We start from the raw sequence: 21,299 nt of genomic DNA, 5'->3' as shown, positions 1-21,299 counted from the left end.
GTGGAAGGGCCTACCGCAGGCCCAGCTCCTTGCGGATGACCGCGTACCACTCCTCCGTCATGCTCCGCGCGGTGGCCTCGTCGAAGACGTTCGCGTCGTACTTGAGGAAGACCTTGAACCCCTCGCCGTCCCGGTAGGACTCGGCGGACAGGACGTACTCCCCGGCGTAGGGCAGGTCGTCGAACAGCCGCAGGTCCAACTCGCCGGACGCGGCCGGGGCCGCGTTGGTCAGCAGGTCGGCGCCGTCGAAGTTCTGGAACAGGAAGTTGGTCAGGACCAGCGGTTCGTCGTCCGCGCCCACGGCGCGGGCGATCTCCAGCAGCGGGTAGCCGCCGTGCTCGATGCCGCCGACCACCTTGCGCTGCAGGGACTTCAGCAGCTCGGGGAAGCCGCCGACGGCCGTGCAGCGGATCGGCAGGCAGTTCGCGAACTGGCCGACGACGTCCTGGAACCGCTCCTCGTAGCGGGCAGCCGCCGTCATGCCGAGGACCAGGTCGTCCTGCCCGGTCAGCCGGTGCAGGAACCGCACGTACGTCGCGAACAGCACGGTGGCGACGCTGACCCGGTGCTCGCGCGCCGAGTCCGCCAGCGCGGCGGCCAGCGGCGGCGGCAGCTTGACCGTCGCCACGTCCACCCGGGGCATCCGCTTGGGGTCGTACGGCCGGTCGTAGGGCAGTGCGAGCGCCGGTCGATGACCTGCCAGCTCCCGCAGCCAGTAGTCCCGGTGCTGCCGCGCGCGCGGGCCGGCGAGCAGCGCCTCCTCCCAGGCGACGAAGTCGCCGTAGCTCGTGCGGCTCATACTCCCCCGGCCCTGGTAGGCCTCCTTGAGCGTGCGGATCAGGACCGCCGTGGACGTGCCGTCCAGCAGGATGTGGTGCGCGGTGATCAGCAGCAGGCGCCGCCCCCCGGTGAGGGAGACCAGGTGCGCGCGGACCAGCGGGCCCGTCGCCAGGTCGAACGGGAGGTTCACCAAGTCCCGCAGCCCGGCCAGTTGGGCGGCGCGCTTGGTGGCCGTGAGGTCGACCCGCTCGAAGGACGGCGCCCGGCCCGGGTCGATGTCCATGAACGGCATGCCGTCCCGCTCGCCGAAGACGGCGCTCAGCACCGGGTGGATGCCGCTCTGGGCACGGATCGCCCGCTCCAGGGCGGCTTCGTCCAGGTCGCCGTGGATCTCGAAGAGGAGCGGGAGGTTGTAGGCGGTCGACTCCGGCGAGCGCTGCTGGTCGCGGTACATGGTCAGCTGGCCGCACGAGAGGTTCCACCGCTCGCCCGCCGGGCCGGCCTGGGCATCCGCCGTGGCCGTCGCGGCGGCCCCTGCACCCGCGAAGTGGGCGCACAGACCGTCGACGGTCTCGACGTCGAAGAGCAGGGTGGCCGAGACGTCGTCACCGAACTCCTCGCGCAGGGCGTTGGTGAGCTGGAGGACCAGGATCGAGTCGAGGCCGTAGTGGGTGAGCGGGGCCGCGGTGTCGATCCGCTCGGCCGGGATGCCGAGCACGGCCGCGGCCTTGCCGAGGATGAGCGCGGACAGGTCGGAGCGCGACGACGGCGCGGTGGAGGGGGCGGGGGCGGGGCTCACGGCCGCCGGGGCGGGCGCGGGCTCCGGCCGGGGCGTCGGCACCGCAGTCGGCAGCGCAGTCGGCAGCGCAGTCGGCGCCGCAGCAGGCAGCACAGTCGGCACCGCGGCAGGCGCGACAACTGGCGCCGCAACTGGCGCCGCAGCAGGCACCGGCCGGGTGACGCCCTTCGGCCTGGTCCCGACCGCCTGCCGGGCCACCCCGTCGCTCTCCGCCGCGATGACCTGCTGCCCCAGCGGCAACGCCTGCGGCAGCGGGAACACCACCGTCCCGAAGCCCTCCCCCGCCAGCACGTCCCGCCAGTTCTCCGGCGACAGCGCCGGCGAGCCCGGGATCCGCAGCGAGCGGTCGTCGAACAGCCACCAGCCTTCCAGCAGCCCGAAGGTGACGTGGCTGAACAGGTCGAAGGCCGACAGCTCGTTCAGCAGCAGCCACCCGCCGGCCCGCATCGCGGCCTTGGCGTTGCGCAGGGTGTTGCGGGTGTCCTTGGTCGCGTGCAGCACGTTGGCGGCGATCACCAGGTCGAACCCGCCCTCGCCGACGTCCTGCCCGGCCAGCGGCCGTTCGATGTTGAGCAGTCGGCAGTCCAGGTAGGGCACGCCCGGCCCGTAGGTGGCGCGGGCGTGGTTGAGGAAGGCCTTGGAGAGGTCCGTGTAGACGTACGTCTCGATGCTCTCCTGGTACGGCTTGAGCGCGGCGAACATCCCGGCGCTGGTGCCGCCGGTGCCGGCGCCGATCTCCAGGATCCGCAGCCGCGCGCCCGGTTCGCGGCGCAGCCGCTCCGACACGACGGCGACGGCGGCGCCGGCCATGGCGCGGTTGAACACGTCCGCGACGTGGTTGTTGCGGTAGCAGCCCTCGACCAGCTCCACCGAACCGCGCGGGAACATGACGTCGGTGGGCCTGGTCCGGCCGGTCACGATGTCCGGCAGCGCCCGGAGCATGGCGGAGGCGAGCCGCAGTTCGGCCTTGCGGTCGGCGTCGGCCGACCAGGACTCGCACTGCCGGTCCCACTGCGCGAGCACGGCCTCCGCGAGCACGCCCGCCGTGGACACGGCCTCCGTCGGCCCGGCCGGGACGGTGGCCCGTCGGGCGTGCTCCAGCCAGTCGGCGTACACCGGCAGGATCGCGGTGTGGTCGACGGTCGCCAGCTGGGCCGCCAGGACCTTCGCCAGCCACGGGTCCCGCTCGGTCCGGCGCCACCGCACGACCTCGTCCATCAGGCCGTCCACGCTCTCCGGCGCGAGCAGCAGCTCGCCGCGCACCCGGGAGGGCGTCCGGCCGTGCACGGTGACCTGGGTGGCGCGGTCGAAGTTCGCCAGGGTGTTGTGCTGGTTGGTCTTCACGAAGGCCAGCTGCCGCTGGTCCCCGCCGAGCAGGGCGTCCAGGGCGGCGAGCCCCTCGCGCGGCTCGATCGACACCAGGCCGACCCGGCTCAGCCGTTCCCGGTAGAACTCGGAGGTGACGCTCCCGAGGTTGCCCCACCACCCCCAGTTCATGACCCTGACGGGGGTGTCCCAGTGCTGTCCGAGCGCGTGGGCGTAGGCGTCGCTGAAGGTGCAGCCGGCCGCGTAGTTGCCCTGGCCGGCCGCCGTAGTGAAGGACTGCATCGACGACAGCAGCACGGCGAAGTCCAGGTGCTCGCCGTCGAAGACCTCGGCCATCGCCGTCGTGACGTCGACCTTGGCCGCCAGCCCCGCGCGCAGGGTGGCCTCGTCCATCCGGGCGAAGGTGCTGTCCCGCAGGACGAGCGCGGCCTGCACGACCCCGTCGATCCGCGGGTGGCGCTCCCTGACGGCGCTGACGGCCCGGCGCAGCGCGGCCGGGTCCCCGGCGTCGGCGCTGAGGTAGCGGACGGTGCCGCGCCCCTGGACGGAGCGGAGCCGTTCCTCGATGGCCGCGTCGGGTGCGCTGCGGCCGATCCAGGTGACGTGTGCGCCGTACTGCCGCACCACGTGCTGGGTCCAGGCGGTGCCCAGGCCGCCGGCGCCGCCGATCACCACGTAGACGCCGCCCTCGCGGTAGACCGGTCGCGCGGGCGCCTCGCACGGCGCCCAGTGCCGGGCCAGCCACTGGCCGGCCCGTCGGACCCAGGCGTCCTCGGACGAGCGGGCGGGCAGGGCGGTGAGGTCGGCGGGCCAGTCGGGGCCGTCGAGGTCGACGCGCCGGACGCTCCACTGCTCGTACTCGCGCCCCAGGGAGCCGAACAGGCCGTGCAGCCCGGCGTGCGCCGGCTGGACGGGGTCGTCGGCGTGGGTGGCGAGCGCGCGGGTGGTGATCAGCGTCATCCCCAGCGGCCGGGCGTCGTACCCGGCTCCGATCAGCGCCTTGATCAGGCGGAACGCGGCGACGACGCCGTCGTTCTGGGCGGCCGTGTACCCGGCGGCGTCGACGGGGTCGAGCTTGGGCTCGGGCGCCGTCCAGACCAGGTGGTCGACCGGTCCGAGGTCGCGCAGTGCGGCGGTCACCTCCTCGACGGAGGCGGACGGCGGCAGCGGCCAGGTCAGCGCGCCGTCGAGCGGTGCCGGTCCGCCGACGACCAGGACCCGGTCGGTGCCGGCGGGCACGGGCGCTTCGGTCGCGGTGGTCGGGTCCCAGACGGGCGCGTACAGCGCGGGTTCGCTGCGGACGGTGCGGCGCGAGGTGTAGCCGGTCAGCCGCACGCAGACCGCGCCGTCGGCGTCGACCAGGTCGATGTCGAGCTTGTCGAGCGGCCCGGCCGCGCCGCCGCGCACCACGGCCCACATCGCCGCCCGGCACGGGGCGAACAGGTCGAGCCGGTCCAGGGCGAACGGCACGGCGGTGTCCCGCATGCCGGTGAGGTGGGGCGCGACGGCCGCCTGGATCGCCGAGTCCAGCATCGCGGGCGCCAGCGGTCCGGGCTCCGCCGAGTCGGGCAGGGCGAGTTCGGCGAGGACGAGACCGGAGCCGACGTGCGCCTGCCGGATCGCCCGCAGGCTCGGGCCGTGGTCGATGCCCATCGCCACCAGGGCCTCGTGGATCCGCTCACCGGACACGCTCTCCCGGCAGTCCGCGCGCAGCGCGGCGAGGTCGACCGGTGCCGGGCGCGGGGCGTCGGACGGCGCGATGCCGCCCTCGCAGCACACGGTGGCGCCGGTGCCGATCTCGAACCGGTGCCCGCCCTGCTCGCTCGCGCGGAGCTCGACCCGGACGTCGACCGGGGTGTCCGCGACCTCCAGCGGCTGCACCCACGTGACGTTGCGCATCCGCACCCGGGTGGCGCCCAGCGCCTTGCGGGCGAGTTCGAGGTAGGCGACCGCAGGCAGGAGGTGACGGCCCTGCACCACGTGGTCGCGCAGCAGGCCGTCGGTGCGGGTCAGCGTGACGTTGTTGCCGTCACCGCTGATGCCACTGTCACTGCTGCCGCCGGTCGGGGCCCAGTGGCGGTCCCGGGCGAAGGGGTAGGTCGGCAGCGGGATGCGTCGGCCCTCGGCCGGCGCCCGGTCGTCGTCGGGCAGCCGCGCCGGGGCGGTGCCGTCCAGCACCTGGATCAGCTCGTCGCGGTCGCGGACCACGCAGGCGAAGCGGTGGGCGAAGCGCTGCCGGCCGACGGCCAGGGTGTAGGCGAGGTCGCCGAGGTCGATCGACGCGTGGGCGCGGACGTGGAGCGCCAATCGGCGCCGCTGTTCGAGGAGTTGCTCCTCCGTCCGCGCCGAGAGGACCACCACGTGGTCCGTCCGCGGCGCGGCGGCGGTGCGTGCGGCGGTGTTCGCGACGGCCGGGGCCTCCTCGATCACCAGGTGCGCATTGGTGCCGCTGGCGCCGAAGGAGCTCACCACCCCGCAGCGCGGCACCCCGGCGGGGCTCTCCCAGTCGTGGGTGCGGGTGCTCAGGTAGAACGGGCTCCCCGCCAGCGGGATCGCCTCGTTGGCGGTCTCGAAGTGCAGCGAGGCGGGGATCTTCCGGTGCTTGATCGCCAGCAGCACCTTCAGCACGCCCGCGATGCCCGCCGCGAACTGGGTGTGGCCGATGTTGGTCTTCAGCGAGCCGACCGCGCAGTACTCCGTCCGGTCGGTGCGGGCGCGGAACGCCCGGTTCAGCGCCTGGAACTCGATCGGGTCGCCGAGCTTGGTGCCGGTGCCGTGCGCCTCGACGAGTCCGATCCGCTCCACGTCGACGCCGAACCGCTCGTACACCTCGCCGAGCAGGCTCTCCTGCGACACCGAACTCGGCGCGGTGATCCCGTTGGTGGCGCCGTCCTGGTTGACGCCGCTGGCCTTGATCACGCCGTGGATGTGGTCGCCGTCGGCCAGCGCGTCCGCGAGCCGCTTGAGCACCACGACTCCGACGCCCTCGCCGGGCACGAAGCCGTCGGCGCGGTGGTCGAAGGTGTGGCAGCGGCCGGTCGGCGACAGCATCCCGGCGCGGCCCGCGAGCCGGTACAGCCGCGGCGTGGACTGGAGGAACACCCCGCCCGCCAGCGCCATCGAGGTCTCGCCGGACCACAGGTCCTTGCACGCCAGGTCGATCGCCACCAGCGAGCTGGAGCACGACGTGTCGACGGCGATCGCCTGGCCCTTGAGGTCGAGGAAGTACGACACCCGGCTCGGGATGACCGAGGTCATGTTGCCCCACAGGGTCTGCGCCGGCGCCTCCGGATCCAGCAGCCCCTGGTAGTCGCCGGCCCACGCCCCGACGTAGACGCCGCAGCGCGCCCGGCCCATCCGGCCCGCGTAGCCGGCGTCCTCCAGGGCCTTCCAGGACTCTTCGAGCAGCAGCCGCTGCTGCGGGTCCATCACCGCGGCCTCGGTGCCGGAGATGTTGAAGAACATCGCGTCGAACTCGTCGATGCGGTCGAGGAAGCCGCCCCGGGTGCAGGCGCTCAGGCCGTCGAGGTCGAACCGGGTCGCCTCGGTGACCAGGTCGTCGCCGTCGGCCAGGTGCGTCCAGAGTTCGTCCAGCGAGTCGGCGCCGGCGAAGCGGCCGCTCATGCCGATCACCGCGATCGGCCCGCGCTCCACGCTCACGGTGGCGCTGTGCGGCTGCCCGACCGCCACGGGCCGTGCGGGCTGCACGACCGGTGGCGGGGCGCTCTCCCGTGCGTCCGCCGGCTCCGTCGCGCCCTCCGTGTGGACGATGACGCCCCGGTACTCGGCGAGCAGGTGCTCGGCCAGCCGGTCGGCCGTGCTGAAGTCGAAGACCACGCTGGTCGGCAGGTCCAGCGTCAGCGCGCCGTTGAGCTGGTCCACCACGCGGATCGCCAGGATCGAGTCCAGGCCGTAGTCGGCGAACGCCAGCCCGCCCTCGACCTCCTCGACCTCCATCGCCAGCGCGCGGGCGATCTTCTCCCGCACCACGGCGGGCACGATCTCCTCCAATCCCCTGTGTACGACCGCGGGTTGGACGATCGGCGCCGCGACCGGCGCGAGCAGCGGAGCGGGCGCAGGTGCGGCCACGGGTGCCGGCGCCTGCCGGGTCAGGTCGCCGATCCAGAACCGCTCCTTGGCGAACGGGTACGTCGGCAGCGACACCACCCGGCGCGGCGCGCCCTGGTGCAGGGGCTCCCAGTCCACCTCGGCGCCGGCCGCCCACAGCGCCGCGAGCTTGGACAGCTTGCCGGCCGCGATCCACTGCCGGACCAGCAGTTCCTGGAGGTCGTCGTCACCGGTGATCTCGGCGAGCAGTCCGCCGGATTCCCCGGCGGTGCCCCGGTGCCCCCGGCCGGCCCGCAGGGCGGCCCTCAGCTCCGCCGTCGACGAGACCGCGACCGCGTACCGCTCGGCCATCGCCTCCCGCCCGACCTGAAGCGTGAAGGCCAGGTCGGCGAGGGCGGTGTCCGGGTTGCGGTCGAGGAACCCGGCCAGCCGGTCGACGGACGCGGTGAGCTGGTCGGGAGTCCTCGCGGAGAGGACGACGACGTGTGGGGATTGTTCGACGTGTCGGGCTTGTTCGGCGCCGTTGATCGCGCCGTCGGTGGGCTGCACGGAATACTCCTCGACGATCACGTGCGCGTTCGAGCCACCGGCACCGAAGGAGGACACCGCCGCGATCCGCGGGCCGTCGCAGTGCCACGGGCTCAGTTCGCGCTGGACCCGGAACGGGGTCCGTTCGAAGCTGATGTTCGGGTTGAGCTGTTCGGCGTGCAGGCTCGGTACGAGCTGCCGGTGCTTGAGCTGGAGCAGGACCTTTGTCAGACCGGCCACCCCGGCCGCGGCCTCCAGATGGCCGATGCCGGACTTCACCGAGCCGATCGCGCAGAACTGCCGCTCCACGGTGTCCTGTTCGAAGGCCTTGGTCAGGCCCGTGATCTCGATCGGGTCGCCCAGTTCGGTGCCGGTGCCGTGCGCCTCGACGTAGCCGACCTGCCGGGCGGAGACCCCGGCCTGGTCCAGCGCCCGCCGGACGACATCGGCCTGGGCGACCGGGCTCGGCACGGTGTAACCGGTGGAACGGCCGCCGTGGTTGACGCTGGAGCCCCGGATCACCGCGAGCACGCGGTCCCCGTCGGCCACCGCGCGGGACAGCGGCTTGAGCAGCACGCACCCGACGCCCTCACCGGGCACGAACCCGTGGCCGCCGGTGCCGAAGCTGCGGCAGTGCTGGTCGGGCGAGAGCATCCCGGAGCGGCACAGCTCGACGTAGTCCAGCGGGTGCGCGTAGAGGTTCACGCCGCCGGCGATCGCCACCTCGCAGGCGCCGCGCCGGAGTTGCTCGCAGGCCTCGTGGATCGCGGTCAGCGACGCCGAGCACATGGTGTCGATCGTCAGGCTCGGCCCGCGCAGGTCGAGCAGGTAGGAGGCGCGGGCGCTCAGCGAGGCGAACGACAGGCCGGGCACCACGAGTTCGCCCGAGGGCAGCCGGCCCACCTCGTGCCGGGCGTGGCCGACCTTGGTGACGCCCGCGAACACCCCGACACCGTGGCCGTGGCGCTCGGCGAGGCGCGCCCTCGTGTACCCGGCGTCCTCCAGCACCTCCCACGCCGCCTGCACGAACAGCCGCTCCTGCGGGTCCATGGCGTAGGCGTCGCGCGGGGCGATGCCGAAGAACCGGGGATCGAACGCGGCGAAGTCGTCCAGGAAGCCGCCCCACTTGCTGTAGCTGCGGCCGGTGGCCACGGCCGTGTTGCGGTCCGGCTCGAAGAAGCCGTCCAGCGGCCAGCGGTCCACCTCGCGGACGCAGTCGCGGCCCGCCGTGAGGTTCTCCCAGAACTCGTCCAGGTCGGCGGCGCCCGGGTAGCGGCCGCTCAGCCCGATCACCGCGATCGGCTCGTCGGCGCCGGGCGCCGGCTGGTCGGGGACGGCGGTCGGCTGAGCACTGGTGGCCCGCTGCTCGGCGGCCGCCGCCGGCTGGTCGCCCGCCACCGGCCGGTCGGCCGTGACCGCCTGCTGGTGCGCCGGTTCCCTCCGGAGGCCGGCGAGTTGACCGGCCACGGCCCGCAGGGTCGGGTGCTCGTAGAAGATCGTCGACGAGACCTCGGGGTACGTCCTCACCAGCTCCCGGTTGAGCTGGATGACCATCACCGAGTCCAGGCCGATGTCGACCAGCGGGCGGTCGGGGTCGACCGTGCCCGGGGCGAGCCCGCTGACCTCGGCGAACAGGGCGAGGAGGTGGCCGAGGACGTTCGGATCGGCGCTACGAACGGGAGCCGTCGGAACGGGAGTTGTCGACGCAGGGGTTGTCGGCGCGGCGGCCGGGGCCGGCGTTCCGGTCGGCACCCGCGCCGGGTCGCCGTGGTGCACCCACACCTGGTCCGCCCCCGCGTTCCAGGCGTCGACCAGCGCCGTGAGCCCGGCTTCCGTGGGCATCGGCGCCAGCCCCCGGTCCTCCCACAGATAGGCCCGGGTCCGCTCGCCGACCTGCATGCCGCCGTCCTCCCACAGCGGCCAGGCGATGGACAGGGTGCGCCCGCGGCGCAGCCCCTCGGCGACCCGCGCGTTGCGCACGGCGGCGAACTCGTCGAGGAAGGCGTTGGCGGTCGCGTAGTCGGACTGCCCCGGGTTGCCGGTGATCGCGGCGCCCGAGGAGAAGGTCAGCACGAACTCCAGCGGGCAGTGCCCGGTGGCCCGGTCGAGGTGCACGAGAGCGTCCACCTTGGTCGCGAGGACCTCGTCCCACTGCTCGGCGGTCTTGTCCGCGAGCAGCGAGTCCCGCACCACGCCGGCGGCGTGCACGATGCCGGTGACGGCACCCGCCTCGGCGATCAGGTGCCGCACCTCCTCCCAGCGGGAGACGTCGGCGCGCACGTACCGCGCGTCCGCACCGGCCTGCCGCAACTCGGCGAGCAGGCGCTCGATCCGGCCGTCCTGCGGCGAGCGACCGGCCAGCACGACGGTCGGCCGCCGGACGTCGGCGGCGATGCGCCGGGCCGTCGAGGCGCCGATCCCGCCGGCCCCGCCGGTGATCAGGTAGACGCCGCCGTCCCGCCAGGGCTTGCCGGAGGCCGTTCCCGTACCCGTGCCCGGGAGTTCGGCCGGGGTCCAGCTGCGCGTGTGCCGGACGCCGTCGCGGTAGAGCACCAGGTCGTCGGCGGCGCGGGCGTTCTCCGCGACGACGGCGGCCAGGTCAGTGCCTTGGACGCCGTCGATGCCGATGACCTGGCCGACGATCCGCGGGTTCTCCTTGGTGACGGTCCGCAGCAGGCCCGCGAGGGCGAGGTCCGCCGTGACGACCTGGACGAGCGTGGTGCCGTCCCGGGCGTCGAGGCCGCGGACGGTCTCCAGCAGCTGCCACGACAGGTCGCGGAACCGGCTCCCCGGCCGCTGCTCGGCCGTGTCGAGGCGGATCGCCTCGGGCACCTCCCCGTCGACCCCGCACAGCACGACGACGTGCCGGTCGTACCGGGCGGTCGCGGCGGCGGGCGTCGGCGTCCAGCAGGCGGTCAGCAGGGTCGTGCCGCTCTCCTGCCGGGTGCCGGGGGCCCAGAAGCGGTCCCGGGCGAACGGATATCCGGGCAGGTGCGCACGCCGGGGCGTGCCGTCGCCGAGCAGCGAACGCCAGTCGACGGCGCCCCCGCCGACCCACCGCCCGATCGGCTCCGGCTCGGCTCCGCGCTCGCCGGTGGCGACGAACGCCCTGAGCGCGTCGACGAGTTCGGCACGGGACGAGACGACCCAGCCGACCCGTTCCGCCATCTCCTCGCGGCCGACCTGGAGGCTCCACGCGAGGGACCGCAGCGAGACCTGCTCCGACTCCGAGGACTCCAGGTGGGCGAGCAGGCCCCGGGCCCGGTCGGTCAGCTGCCGGGCGGTGCGGGCCGACAGCGGCACCGCGACCGGCCCGCCGTCGCCCTCCCCGCCCCGGTCGCCGCGCACGTACTCCTCGACGACCACATGGGCGTTGACGCCGCCGAACCCGAAGCTGCTCACCCCGGCACGCCTCGGCGCGGAGCCGCCGTCACCACTGCGGGGGCGCGGCCAGGCCTCGTTGTCCCGCACGATGTGGAACGGGCCGCCGGCCAGCTCGATGTACGGGTTGACCTCCTGGAGGTGCTGGGTCGCGGGCAGCACGCCGTGCTTGAGCGCGAGCAGCACCTTCAGCAGCCCGGCGATGCCCGCGGCCGACTCCAGGTGGCCGATGTTGGTCTTGACCGAGCCGAGGCCGCACGCCCCGTCGTCGCTGCGGCCCAGCCGGCGGAACGCGGTGCGCAGCGCCCGGACCTCCACCGGATCGCCGAGGGCCGTGCCGGTGCCGTGGGTCTCGATGTAGCCGATGGTGTCCGGGTCGAGGTCGCCGACGGCGGCCGCCACCAGCTCGGCCTGGGCGTCGGCGTTCGGCGCGGTCAGCGAGTTGGCCCGGCCGCCGTGGTTGTACGCGCTGCCCCGGAGCACCCCGAGGATCGCGTCACCGTCGCGCTCCGCCGCCGCCAGCGACTTGAGCACCACCACCCCGACGCCCTCGCCGCGGACGTAGCCGTTCGCGCCCGCGTCGAAGGTCTTGCAGAGGCCGTCCGGGCTGAGCATGCCCGCGCGGTGCGCGCTGACGAAGGTGTCCGTACTGAGCAGCACGTTGACCCCGCCCGCGACGGCCAGGTCGCAGGTGCCGGAGCGGATCGCCTCGATCGCGCGGTGCACCGCCACCAGCGAGCTGGAGCAGGCCGTGTCGATCGGTTCGCTCGGGCCGCGCACGTCGAGCAGGTACGAGATGCGGTTGGCCAGGATCGAGTGGGTGGTGCCGGTCGAGGTGAAGGCGTCCGGTCGCACGCCGAGCGTGGCGAGCAGCGTCGCGTAGTCGTTGCCGGTGACGCCGATGAACACGCCCGTGTTGGTCGGCAGGTCGGCGGGCCGGTACGCGCTGTCCTCCAGCGCCTGCCAGACCGTCTCCAGGACGAGGCGGTGCTGCGGGTCCATCAGTTCGGCCTCGCGCGGCAGGATGCGGAAGAAGCCGGCGTCAAAGGCGTCGACGTCGTCCAGGGCTCCGATCCGTTGGGGGAAGTCCTGGGCCTCGATGGCCTTGCGCTGCTGCTCGTCGTAGCGGTGCAGCGGGAACGCGGTGACGGAGTCCTTGCCCGCCAGCAGGTTCGCCCAGTACTCGTCCAGGTCGCGGGCGCCCGGGAAGCGCCCGGCCGCGCCGATGACGGCGACCGGCCGGCGCGGGTCGGGCCCGGTGCGAACCGGCTCCGGCTGGGGTTGGGGTTGGGGCTGGGGTTCGGCCTTGATCTTGACCTCCGCCTCAGCCTCGGCCTTGATCTTGGCCTCGGCCTTCACCGTGGCACCGTGCTCGTCGACCAGGTGGGCGCCCAGCGCCTCCAGGGTGCTGACGTCGAAGAACACCGCCGGGCTGACCACGACCCCGAACCGTTCGTGGATCTCCTTCGCGAAGGTCACCAGCGAGATGGAGTCGAAGCCGAACGCGTCCAGTCCGGTGCCGGGGTCGAGTTCCTCCGGCTCGAACTTGAGGATCTCGGCGGCGATGGCGCGCAGGACGTCCACGACACCCGACACCGCCGACACCACTGGTACAGCCTGCTCAGCCGGTACGGCCGGCTCCCGCTCTCGGACCGAACGGGCCTGCGGCGCCGGACGATCGCCCGGCGCCACTCCTCCGGTACCGCGCCGCACCCCGGCCAGCTCCCCGACGACCTCGCCCGCGCCCCCGAGCAGCAGGATCCGGTCGTCGCCGAGGACCACGTGCGTGACCGGCGAACCGGCCCGCACCCGGATCTCCGCGACCTGGTTGAGCGCGACCAGGGTCCAGTCCGGCGCCCCGACGCGCTTGGCCTCCCACTGCACGCCCTGGGCGATCGCCGCGAGCACGAACGGCTCGACGGTGACGTTGCGCCGGACGTGGTCCTGCTGGAACGCGGGACTGCCGATGGTCAGCACCGTCCGGCCGTCCGGCGCGCGGAACACGCCCTCGACCGCGCACGAGGCCGGCTTGTAGTCCAGCCCGCCCTCGGCCAGTTCGGCCAGGAACTGCTCCCGGCTGAGGACCTCCCGCAGCCCCGCCGGCTCGACCCGGCCGGAGGGCGCCGTGGCCGCCCCCCGCACGGTGAACTCGACCGCCGCCGTCCCGTCCCCGGTCCGGACGGTGCCGTGGCCGTCGGCGAACTCCGTGACGAGCCGCGTGGTCGTGGACCAGTCGATCGGCCGCAGGACGCGCAGGTCGTGGACCGACGCCTCGGCGGCGAACCCGCTGACCTTCGCGGCGGCCAGCGCGAGGTCCACCACGAAGGTGGGCACGATGGTCGGCGTCTTGGCCAGGCGGTAGCCGTAGTCGAGCAGGTCGGCGAGGTGGACGTCCAGGGCGTAGCGCAGGCCCCGGACGTCGGATTCGTTGCGCCCCAGGAAGGGGTGCAGCCGCTCGCGCAGCGCCAGCGGGGCCAGCACGGACGGCGCGCCGTCGGTCTGCTCGATCCAGCAGCGCACCTTCTCGAACGGGTAGGCGGGCAGCGACACCCGGCGTGCCGTCGGCAGTTGGTCCCAGTCGACGGTCTTGCCGCCGACCCAGGTGGTGGCGAGGTCGTGCGCGGGCAGCTCCCGCCGCCCGGCCAGGTAGCCGTCGACGGCCGCCAGCGCGGACCGCTGGTCCCCCGCCACGAACGCCCAGCGGTGCGGCAGTTCGTTCTTTCCGACCCGCAGGGTGTACGCGATGTCGGGGAGGTCGGCCTCCCGCGCCCCGGCGAGGTGGTCGCGGAAGACGGCCAGGTAGCGCCCGAGCGCGGCCTCGTTCATCGCCGAGAACACGAACAGCTGCTCGCCGAAGGGCTCTTGGCGCACCGGCCGTTCGGGGTACTCCTCCAGGATGATGTGCGAGTTCATGCCGCCGGCGCCGATCGAGGTGATGCCGGCCCGCCGGGGGTGGGTGACCTGGCGGCCGTCCACCTCGGTGACCATCGGCTGCCAGTCGGCGAGCTTCTGCTGCACCTGGAAGGGGGTGTCGGCGAAGTCGATGTCCGGGTTGAGCTCCGTGCTGTGCAGGGACGGCGCCAGCTTGCCGTGCCGCAGTTGGAGCAGCACCTTGGCCAGGCCGATCATGCCGGCCGCCGCGAGCAGGTGCCCCATGTTGGCCTTGACGGAGCCGAGGGCGCAGAACTGGCGGTCCTCGGTGTACTTGCGGAACGCCGACGTCAGGGCGCGGACCTCGATCGGGTCGCCCAGCGCGGTGCCCGAGCCGTGTCCCTCGACGTAGCCGATCGTCCTCGGGTCGACGCCGGCGTCCTCGATCGCCTTCTGGATCGCGTGTGCCTGCATGCCCGGGTTCGGCACGGTGAAGCCGTTGCGCGTCCCGGCGTTGGACAGGGCGGTGCCCTTGATCACGGCGTACACGTGGTCGCCGTCGCGCTCGGCGTCGACCAGCGGCTTCAGTACGACCGCGCCGACGCCCTCGCCGAGGATGGTGCCGTCCACGCCGTGGCCGAAGCTGCGGATCACGTCGGAGGTGCCGGTGGTGAAGTGCTCCTCCGAGGAGGTGATCAGGTTGTAGGGGTGCAGCATCAGGTTGACGCCGCCCGCGACGACCATCCGGCACTCGCCGGCCCGCAGCATCTGCACGGCCTGGTGCACGCACGTCGACGAGGCCGAGCACATGGTGTCCAGGAAGATCGACGGACCGGTCAGGCCGTAGAAGTAGGACAGCATGTTGGGCAGCGTCCCGGTGTAACTGCCGCTCTGCGGCGCGCCCCTGGTCAGGCTGTTCTGGAAGCCGTACAGGTTGTAGTGGTTGCTCATGGTCCCCACGAGCACGCCGACGTCGCCCTGGTAGCGGCGCTGGATGGTCTGCCGCGAGTAGCCGGCGTCCTCCAGCGCCTCCACGCCCGACTGGAGGAACAGCCGCACCTCCGGGGACATCTGCTCGGCCTCGCGCTTGGAGATGCGGAAGTAGCGGGGGTCGAACTTGTCGAGGTCGCGCAGGAACGTCCCGGTCCGGATCACGCTCTTGCCGTGGACGGACCGGTCGCTGTCGTAGATGGCCTCGTGGCCCCAGCGGTCGGCGGGGACCTCCTCGAAGGTGTGCCGGCCGTTCTCCAGCAGCTCCCACAGCTCGTCCATCGTGTCGGCGCCGGGGTAGCGGCCGGACACTCCGATGATCGCGATGTCGTGCCGGTCGTCGCGCGCGGGTTCGCGGACCTCGGTGACGGCGGACGCGGCCGGGGCCTCGGGCTGGACCGCCGGGGCTTCGGGCTGTACGACCGGCTCTTCCAAGGCTTCCGGGGTTTCGGCCTTCCCCGACTCCCCCAGCACCGCCTCCAGTTGCGCCCGCCGGGTCTCCACGAAGTGCGCGGCCACCTCGGCGATGTTCAGGTACTCGAAGAAGATCGTCTTGGACAGCGGCCCGAACACCTTCTCCAGCTGGGCGGTCACCCCGAGGATGCTCAGCGAGTCGATGCCGTACTCGATGAGGTTGGTGGTCGACTCGATGTGCTCCGGGGTGTGTCGCAGGACCTCGGCGACGACCCCCCTGAGCAGTTCCTCGGTGCGCCGCAGCAGGTCGCCCTCGCCCGCGCCGCCTGACGGCGCAGCGGTGGCGGACGAGGCGGTGGCGGACGAGGCGGTGGCCGGGGCCGCGGGGGCCGGTGCCGCCCGGCGTTGCGCGGCCAGGGTGGCCTTGGAGCCGTAGGCGACGACGAGGTGCGCGGGGGCGTCGGCGAGCAGGGCCCGGCCGAAGGCGCGCAGCCCGTCCTCGGTGGGCAGGTCCTCCCAGCCGCGCTCGCGGCGCAGGGAGTCTCGGGTGACCTCGTCCAGCGTCATGCCGCCGTCGGCCCACAGCGGCCAGCTGATCGCGACGGTCCGGCCGCTACGCTCGCCCGCGTCGACCAGCGTCCGGCGGTGCCGGGCGAAGGCGTCCAGGAAGGCGTTGGCCGCCGAGTAGTCGGACTGCCCCGGGCTGCCGTAGACGCCGGCGACCGAGGAGAAGAGCGCGAAGAAGTCCAGGTCGAGGTGGCGGGTGGCGGCGTCGAGGTTGAGCGTGCCGCGGACCTTCGGCGCCGTCACCAGGCGGACGTCGGCGAGGTCCTTGCGCAGCAGGTACTGGTCGCGCAGCAGGCCGGCCGCGTGCACGACGCCGTCGAGCGACCCGTGCTCGCGCACGATCGTGTCGACCGCGGCGCGCACGCCTGCGGCGTCGGCGACGTCGACCGGCAGGTAGTGCGCGTCGACCCCGTCCGCGCGCAGGGCGTCCACCGAGCCCGCCGGGGAGCGTCCGCTCAGGACGACCGTCGCCCCCGCGCGGCCCAGGTAGCGGGCGAGGTGCCGGCCGATGCCGCCCAGGCCGCCGGTGACCCAGTAGACGCCGCCGGCCCGCAGCGCGGGCACCTGCGGTCCGGCGTCGAGCCTCGTCTCGACGGGTTCCAGGACCTGCCGGGTGCCGTCGGCGGTGTAGCGGACCTCGGTGTCGGCGGAGTCGTCGGCGCACTCCTCCCGCACGATCCGCGCGAGCTGCTCGGTGGAGGCCGCGTCCAGGCCGGCGACCCGGACGACCCGACCGGAGACGAGCGGGTTCTCCAGGGCGGCGGTGCGGAACAGGCCCGCCAGCGGTGCGTGGAAGTGGGCCGGCACCCGGGCGTCGACCAGGGCCACGAAGCGGTGCCCGGTCCGAGGAGAGGACGCGAGCACCTGCTGGACCTCGGCGAACGCCTGCTCGGTCGCGGCGTCGACGCCGTCGGCCGGGCTCGCCCGGGTGATCTCCGGCAGGGTCAGGGGGTGCGCGGTGCGGGTGGCGCCGCCGTCCGCGTCCAGCGGCCGGTCGGTCCACCGGGTGGTCGCCGTGACGACGCGCGGGCCGGCGTCGGTGGTGCGCTGGGCGAGCCCCCGCAGGCTGGCGCTGATCACGCCGTCGCCGTCGCACAGGTCGATGTCGAAGGTGGTGAGCGCCCCGGAGCCGGCGCTGCGGCGCACCCAGGCCCAGGTCTCGGCCGGGCAGGGCCGGTACACCTGGAGCTCGTCGAGGGTGAAGGGCAGGGTCGGGCCGGCGGCGGCGCCCGTCAGGACCACGGAGGTCTGGAAGGCGGCGTCCAGGACGCTCGGCGGCAGCACGCAGCCGTCGGCGCCGGTGGTCCGGATGCGGGCGATCGCCTCGTCGCGGCCCAGCCGGAGCCCGCGCAGCGCGCGCATGGCCGGGCCGTACTCCAGGCCCTGGGCGCGGAAGGCGGCGTAGACCTCGTCGGTGCTACGGGTGGTGCGGCAGGCGGCGCGCAGGGCGTCCAGGTCCAGCGGTGACGGGTCCGGCAGGGTGACCAGTTCGGCAGAGCCGGTGCTGTGGACCGTCTCATCCTGCCGGAACTCGAACGCGATCGCGTCCCCGCGCGGCGTCAGCGCGAGGTCGACGTCGACGGGTTCGCCGACGACGATCGGCCGCAGCCACGCGAGGTCGCGCAGCCGGACGGCCCCCTCCCGGGCCGCCGCGCGCTCCACCGCGGCCCGCGCCATCTCCAGGTACGCGACCGCGGGCAGCACCCTCCGGCCGCGGACCAGGTGCGAGGCCAGGAAGGGCTCGGCCCCGGTGAACGTGGAGGTGTAGCGCTGCTGCGCCAGGTCGGAGGTGTTGCGGTGGACGAGCGGGTGCAGCAGCGCGGCGCCCGGCGCCTCGGCGGGCGGTGTGACGTACCAGTGCCGGTCCCGGGCGAACGGGTAGGTCGGCAGCCGCACGCGACGCGCCCCGGGATGCCCGGGCCAGTCGGCGCCGCCCCCGTTCGCCCAGTCCTGCGCCGCCGTGACCAGTTCGGTCCCTGCTCCGGCGGGGTTGCGCACCTCGCCGTCCGCGACGGACTCCAGCGCGGCCGCGAGCTGCTCCCGGTCCGAGACCAGGAACACGGTCCTGACCCGCATCGCTTCGCGGCCGACCTGGAGCGTGTGCGCGATGTCGGCCAGCGCCTGGCGCGGCCGCAGCGCGGTCTCCGGTGCCAACAGGTGGTCCCGCAGGCCGGCGGCCAGCACCCGCAGCCGCTCCAGGTTCTTCGCCGACAGCGGGACGGCGTACGGGCCCGCAGGCTCGGTGGCGCGCTCCGCCGGCCCGCCGACGTGCTCCTCCAGCAGCACGTGGGCGTTGGTCCCGCCGAACCCGAACGAACTGACGCCGGCCCGGCGCGGCGCCCCGTCGCCGCCCGGCCACGGCCGGGTGTCGCCGACGATGTAGAACGGGCTGCCGTCCAGGTCGATCAGCTGGTTCCTGGTCCGGAAGTTGACCGTCGCCGGGAGGGTCCCGGCGGCCATCGCGCCGATCACCTTGACCACGCCGGCCACGCCCGCGGCCGATTCCAGGTGGCCGATGTTGGTCTTGATGGAGCCGATGCCGGTGCTGTCCGGCCGCGGTGACGTCCCGTGGGCGTCGTGCAGGCTCTGGAAGGCGCGCTTGAGGCCGACGATCTCGATCGGGTCGCCGACCGGCGTGCCGGGCCCGTGGGCCTCGATGTAGCTCACCGTCTCGGGCGTCACACCGGCGCGGGTGTAGACGTCCTCGATCAGCGCGGCCTGCGCGACCGGGTTGGTGACGGTCAGCGAGTTGGTCTTGCCGCCGTGGTTGGTGCCGACGCCCTTGATCACCGCGTGCACGGGGTCGCCGTCCGCCAGCGCCCTGGCCAGCGGCTTGAGCAGCAGGACGGCGCCGCCCTCGCCCCGGACGAAGCCGTCCGCGTCCTGGTCGAAGGCGTGCGAGCGGCCGGTGGGCGAGAGCATGCTCGCCTTGCTGAACGCCACGAACAGCTTCGGCGACCAGCACAGGTTCACGCCGCCGGCCAGCGCCAGGTCGCAGTCGCCGTTGTGCAGGGCGGCGACGGCCTCGTAGAGCGAGACCAGGGAGCTGGAGCAGGCGGTGTCGTTGGCGATGCTGGGGCCGTGGAAGTCGAAGTAGTAGGACAGCCGGTTGGCGACGATCGAGTAGGCCGTGCCGGTCGGGAAGTAGGCGTCGGTCGGCACGTCGTCGCGTTCGATCAGCTCGGCGTAGTCGCCGTGGCACAGGCCCATGAAGACGCCGGTGCGGCTGCCCGCGAGTTCGCCCGCCCGGTAGCCCGCGTCCTCGATGGCCTTCCAGGCCAGTTCCAGCGCGAACCGCTGCTGCGGGTCCATCGTCTCCGCCTCGCGCGGGGAGATGTTGAAGAAGGCGGCGTCGAAGCGGTCGGCGTCCTCGACGAACCCGGCCCAGACGCTGTACGTCTTCTCCTCGCCGCTGCGCGGATCGCCGAAGTAGCGTTCCTTGGACCAGCGTTCGGCGGGCACCTCGGTGATCAGCGAGCGTCCGGCCGCGAGGTGGTCGAACAGCTCGACCAGGGTGTCGGAGCCGGGGAAGCGCAGGGCGAGGCCGATGATCGCGATGTCGTCGGTGCTCATCGGCTCTCCCCCACTCGCTGCACGGCACGGCGGTTGTCCACGGTCGTCCGCAGGTTCAGCGCGGCGCTCGACGCTCCGGTCGGCGCCGTACCGCCGCCCCGCACGAACTGCTGGTGGAGCACGGCGGTCGTCAGCAGGTAGAGGAAGGTCTGGTCCTCCTTGGTGCTGACCTCCTCCACCGGCGAGGTCATGATCTTGTCGACCAGGCGCCGGGCGAACTTCGCGTCCAGGCAGCCGATCCCGGCCAACTCGCGGTCGGACAGCAGAAGTTCCAGGTAGTCCGGGCGACTGTCCTTGAAGGCGGCGCTGCCCGGCGCGCGGTAGGGCTGCTTGGGGCGGCTGGTGGTCCACTCCGGGAGCTCGGCGCGGAACGCCTTCTTCAGGATGGCCTTCTCGACCTGGCCGTCGTCGTAGCGCAGGTTCACCGACGCGGCCGCGCGCACCACCGCGGGGTCCAGGAACGGGCAGCGGTTCTCCACGCTGTGCGCCAGCGCGGCCCGCTCCCCCTGCGTGGACAGCAGGAATCCGGGCAGCAGCGTCTTGTACTCCAGCCACTGCGCCTTGTGCATCGCGGGCATGTCCGGGTAGCCGGGTGTCCCGGCGACGAGGTCGAGCAGGTCGGCGAACGGGTCCATCCGGTCGGCGAGCAGCCGGGCCGCGAACCTCCCGTTCTGGTACCGCATCTCGTGGGAGAACAGGCCCGGCAGCCGTTCCACCGAGAACTGCTGGTACAGGCCGAGCAGATGGGCCTGGTGGGCGGAGCCGAAGTGCTCCAGCTCCGGGTGCAGGCCGGCCAGCCGGGTGCGGCGCTCGCCGTCGGTCAGCTCGTTCCACCGCGCGCGCAGCAGGGTCTCGCGGAACAGCGAGTAGCCGAGGAAGGCCTCGTCGGCGCCCTCGCCGCTGAGGATGGTCTTGATCCCGGCGTCGCGGACGTGCCGGGACAGCAGGAACATCGGCACGAACGAGGTGCGGAAGGTCGGAACCTCCGCGTGGTACACGGCGATCGGGAAATGCTCGGTGATGTCCTCGCTGGTGATCGGGACGGCGGTGTGCAGGGTGCCCAGGTGCTCGGCGACCAGGCGCTGGCTGTCGGACTCGTCGAAGGACTTGTCCTGGAACGCCACCGAGAACGTGCGGACCTCGTACGGGGAGAGCTGGGTGGCCAGCCTCGTCACGATCGAGGAGTCCAGGCCGCCGCTGAGGTAGACGCCGACCTCGACGTCGGAGCGCAGCCGCAGCTCCACGCTGGTGCGCAGGGTCTGCCGGAGCATGTCGATCGCCTCGGCCTCGGTGCCGTCGAAGCCGGGCACGTCGAAGTCGAGGTCCTCGTAGGGGCGCAGCGAGCGGCGGCCCGCGCTGATGGTCAGCACGGAGCCCATCGGCAGCTGGCGCACGCCCCGGAAGGGCGTGCGGTCGGGCAGCGGCGTCCACGCGGCGTAGGTGGTGGCCAGCTCCCTCGGGTCGAACTCGAAGCGGAAGCCGGGGAAGGCGCGGAACGCCTTCATCTCGGACGCGAACAGGAAGTCCCCGCCCGCGTCGGCGTAGAACAGCGGGCGCTTGCCGTAGCGGTCGCGGGCCAGCACCAGGTCACCGGTCGCCGCGTCCCTGATGGCGACCGCGAAGGCGCCGTTGAACCGGGTGAAGCAGTCCGACCCCCACTGGATCCAGGCCTGGAGCACGACCTCGGTGTCGGAGTGGTTGGTGCGGAACGGGCGGCCGAGGCGCTCCAGTTCCGCGCGGAGTTCGATGTGGTTGTAGATCTCGCCGTTGAAGCAGATCCAGTAGCGCCCGGAGGGGTCCGACATGGGTTGCGAGCCACCGGCGAGGTCGACGATGGCCAGCCGCACCGCCCCCATGGCCATGCCGTCGTCGAGGTAGTAGCCCGCCTCGTCCGGCCCGCGGTGGTGGATGTTCGACAGCATCGAGGTGATGACCTCGGCGGTGGCACCGGGGTGCAGCGAGGTCGAGAGGAAACCAGCCAGCCCGCACATGATCCGTCCTT

At 73.4% G+C, this 21,299-nt stretch carries 2 protein-coding genes; both read right to left on the bottom strand.

Translation table 11 applies throughout. The features are described 5' to 3' along the window. Positions 1–10 precede the first annotated feature (10 nt). On the bottom strand, positions 11–19,297 hold the full coding sequence (locus ACFVX9_RS36890; protein ID WP_387986289.1) for an SDR family NAD(P)-dependent oxidoreductase: 19,287 nt from the start codon (positions 19,295–19,297) through the stop codon (positions 11–13). Continuing rightward, positions 19,294–21,288 (bottom strand): asparagine synthase (glutamine-hydrolyzing), encoded by a 1,995-nt coding sequence (gene asnB / locus ACFVX9_RS36885; RefSeq protein ID WP_387986286.1) that lies wholly within the window; start codon positions 21,286–21,288, stop codon positions 19,294–19,296. The genes ACFVX9_RS36890 and asnB overlap by 4 nt, the downstream gene beginning before the upstream one ends. Between the last annotated feature and the right edge of the window lie 11 nt (positions 21,289–21,299).

The sequence above is a fragment of the Kitasatospora sp. NPDC058243 genome, assembly GCF_042882025.1.
GTDB lineage: Bacteria > Actinomycetota > Actinomycetes > Streptomycetales > Streptomycetaceae > Kitasatospora.
Note: the sequence above shows the minus strand (reverse complement) of the source record. Positions and strands in the feature narration are given on the sequence as shown.

Bases quoted from the DNA above. Each gene is read 5' to 3' on its own strand.
- ACFVX9_RS36890 (WP_387986289.1), bottom strand. From the start codon at position 19,297: ATGAGCACCGACGACATCGCGATCATCGGCCTCGCCCTGCGCTTCCCC.
- asnB (WP_387986286.1), bottom strand. From the start codon at position 21,288: ATGTGCGGGCTGGCTGGTTTCCTCTCGACCTCGCTGCACCCCGGTGCC.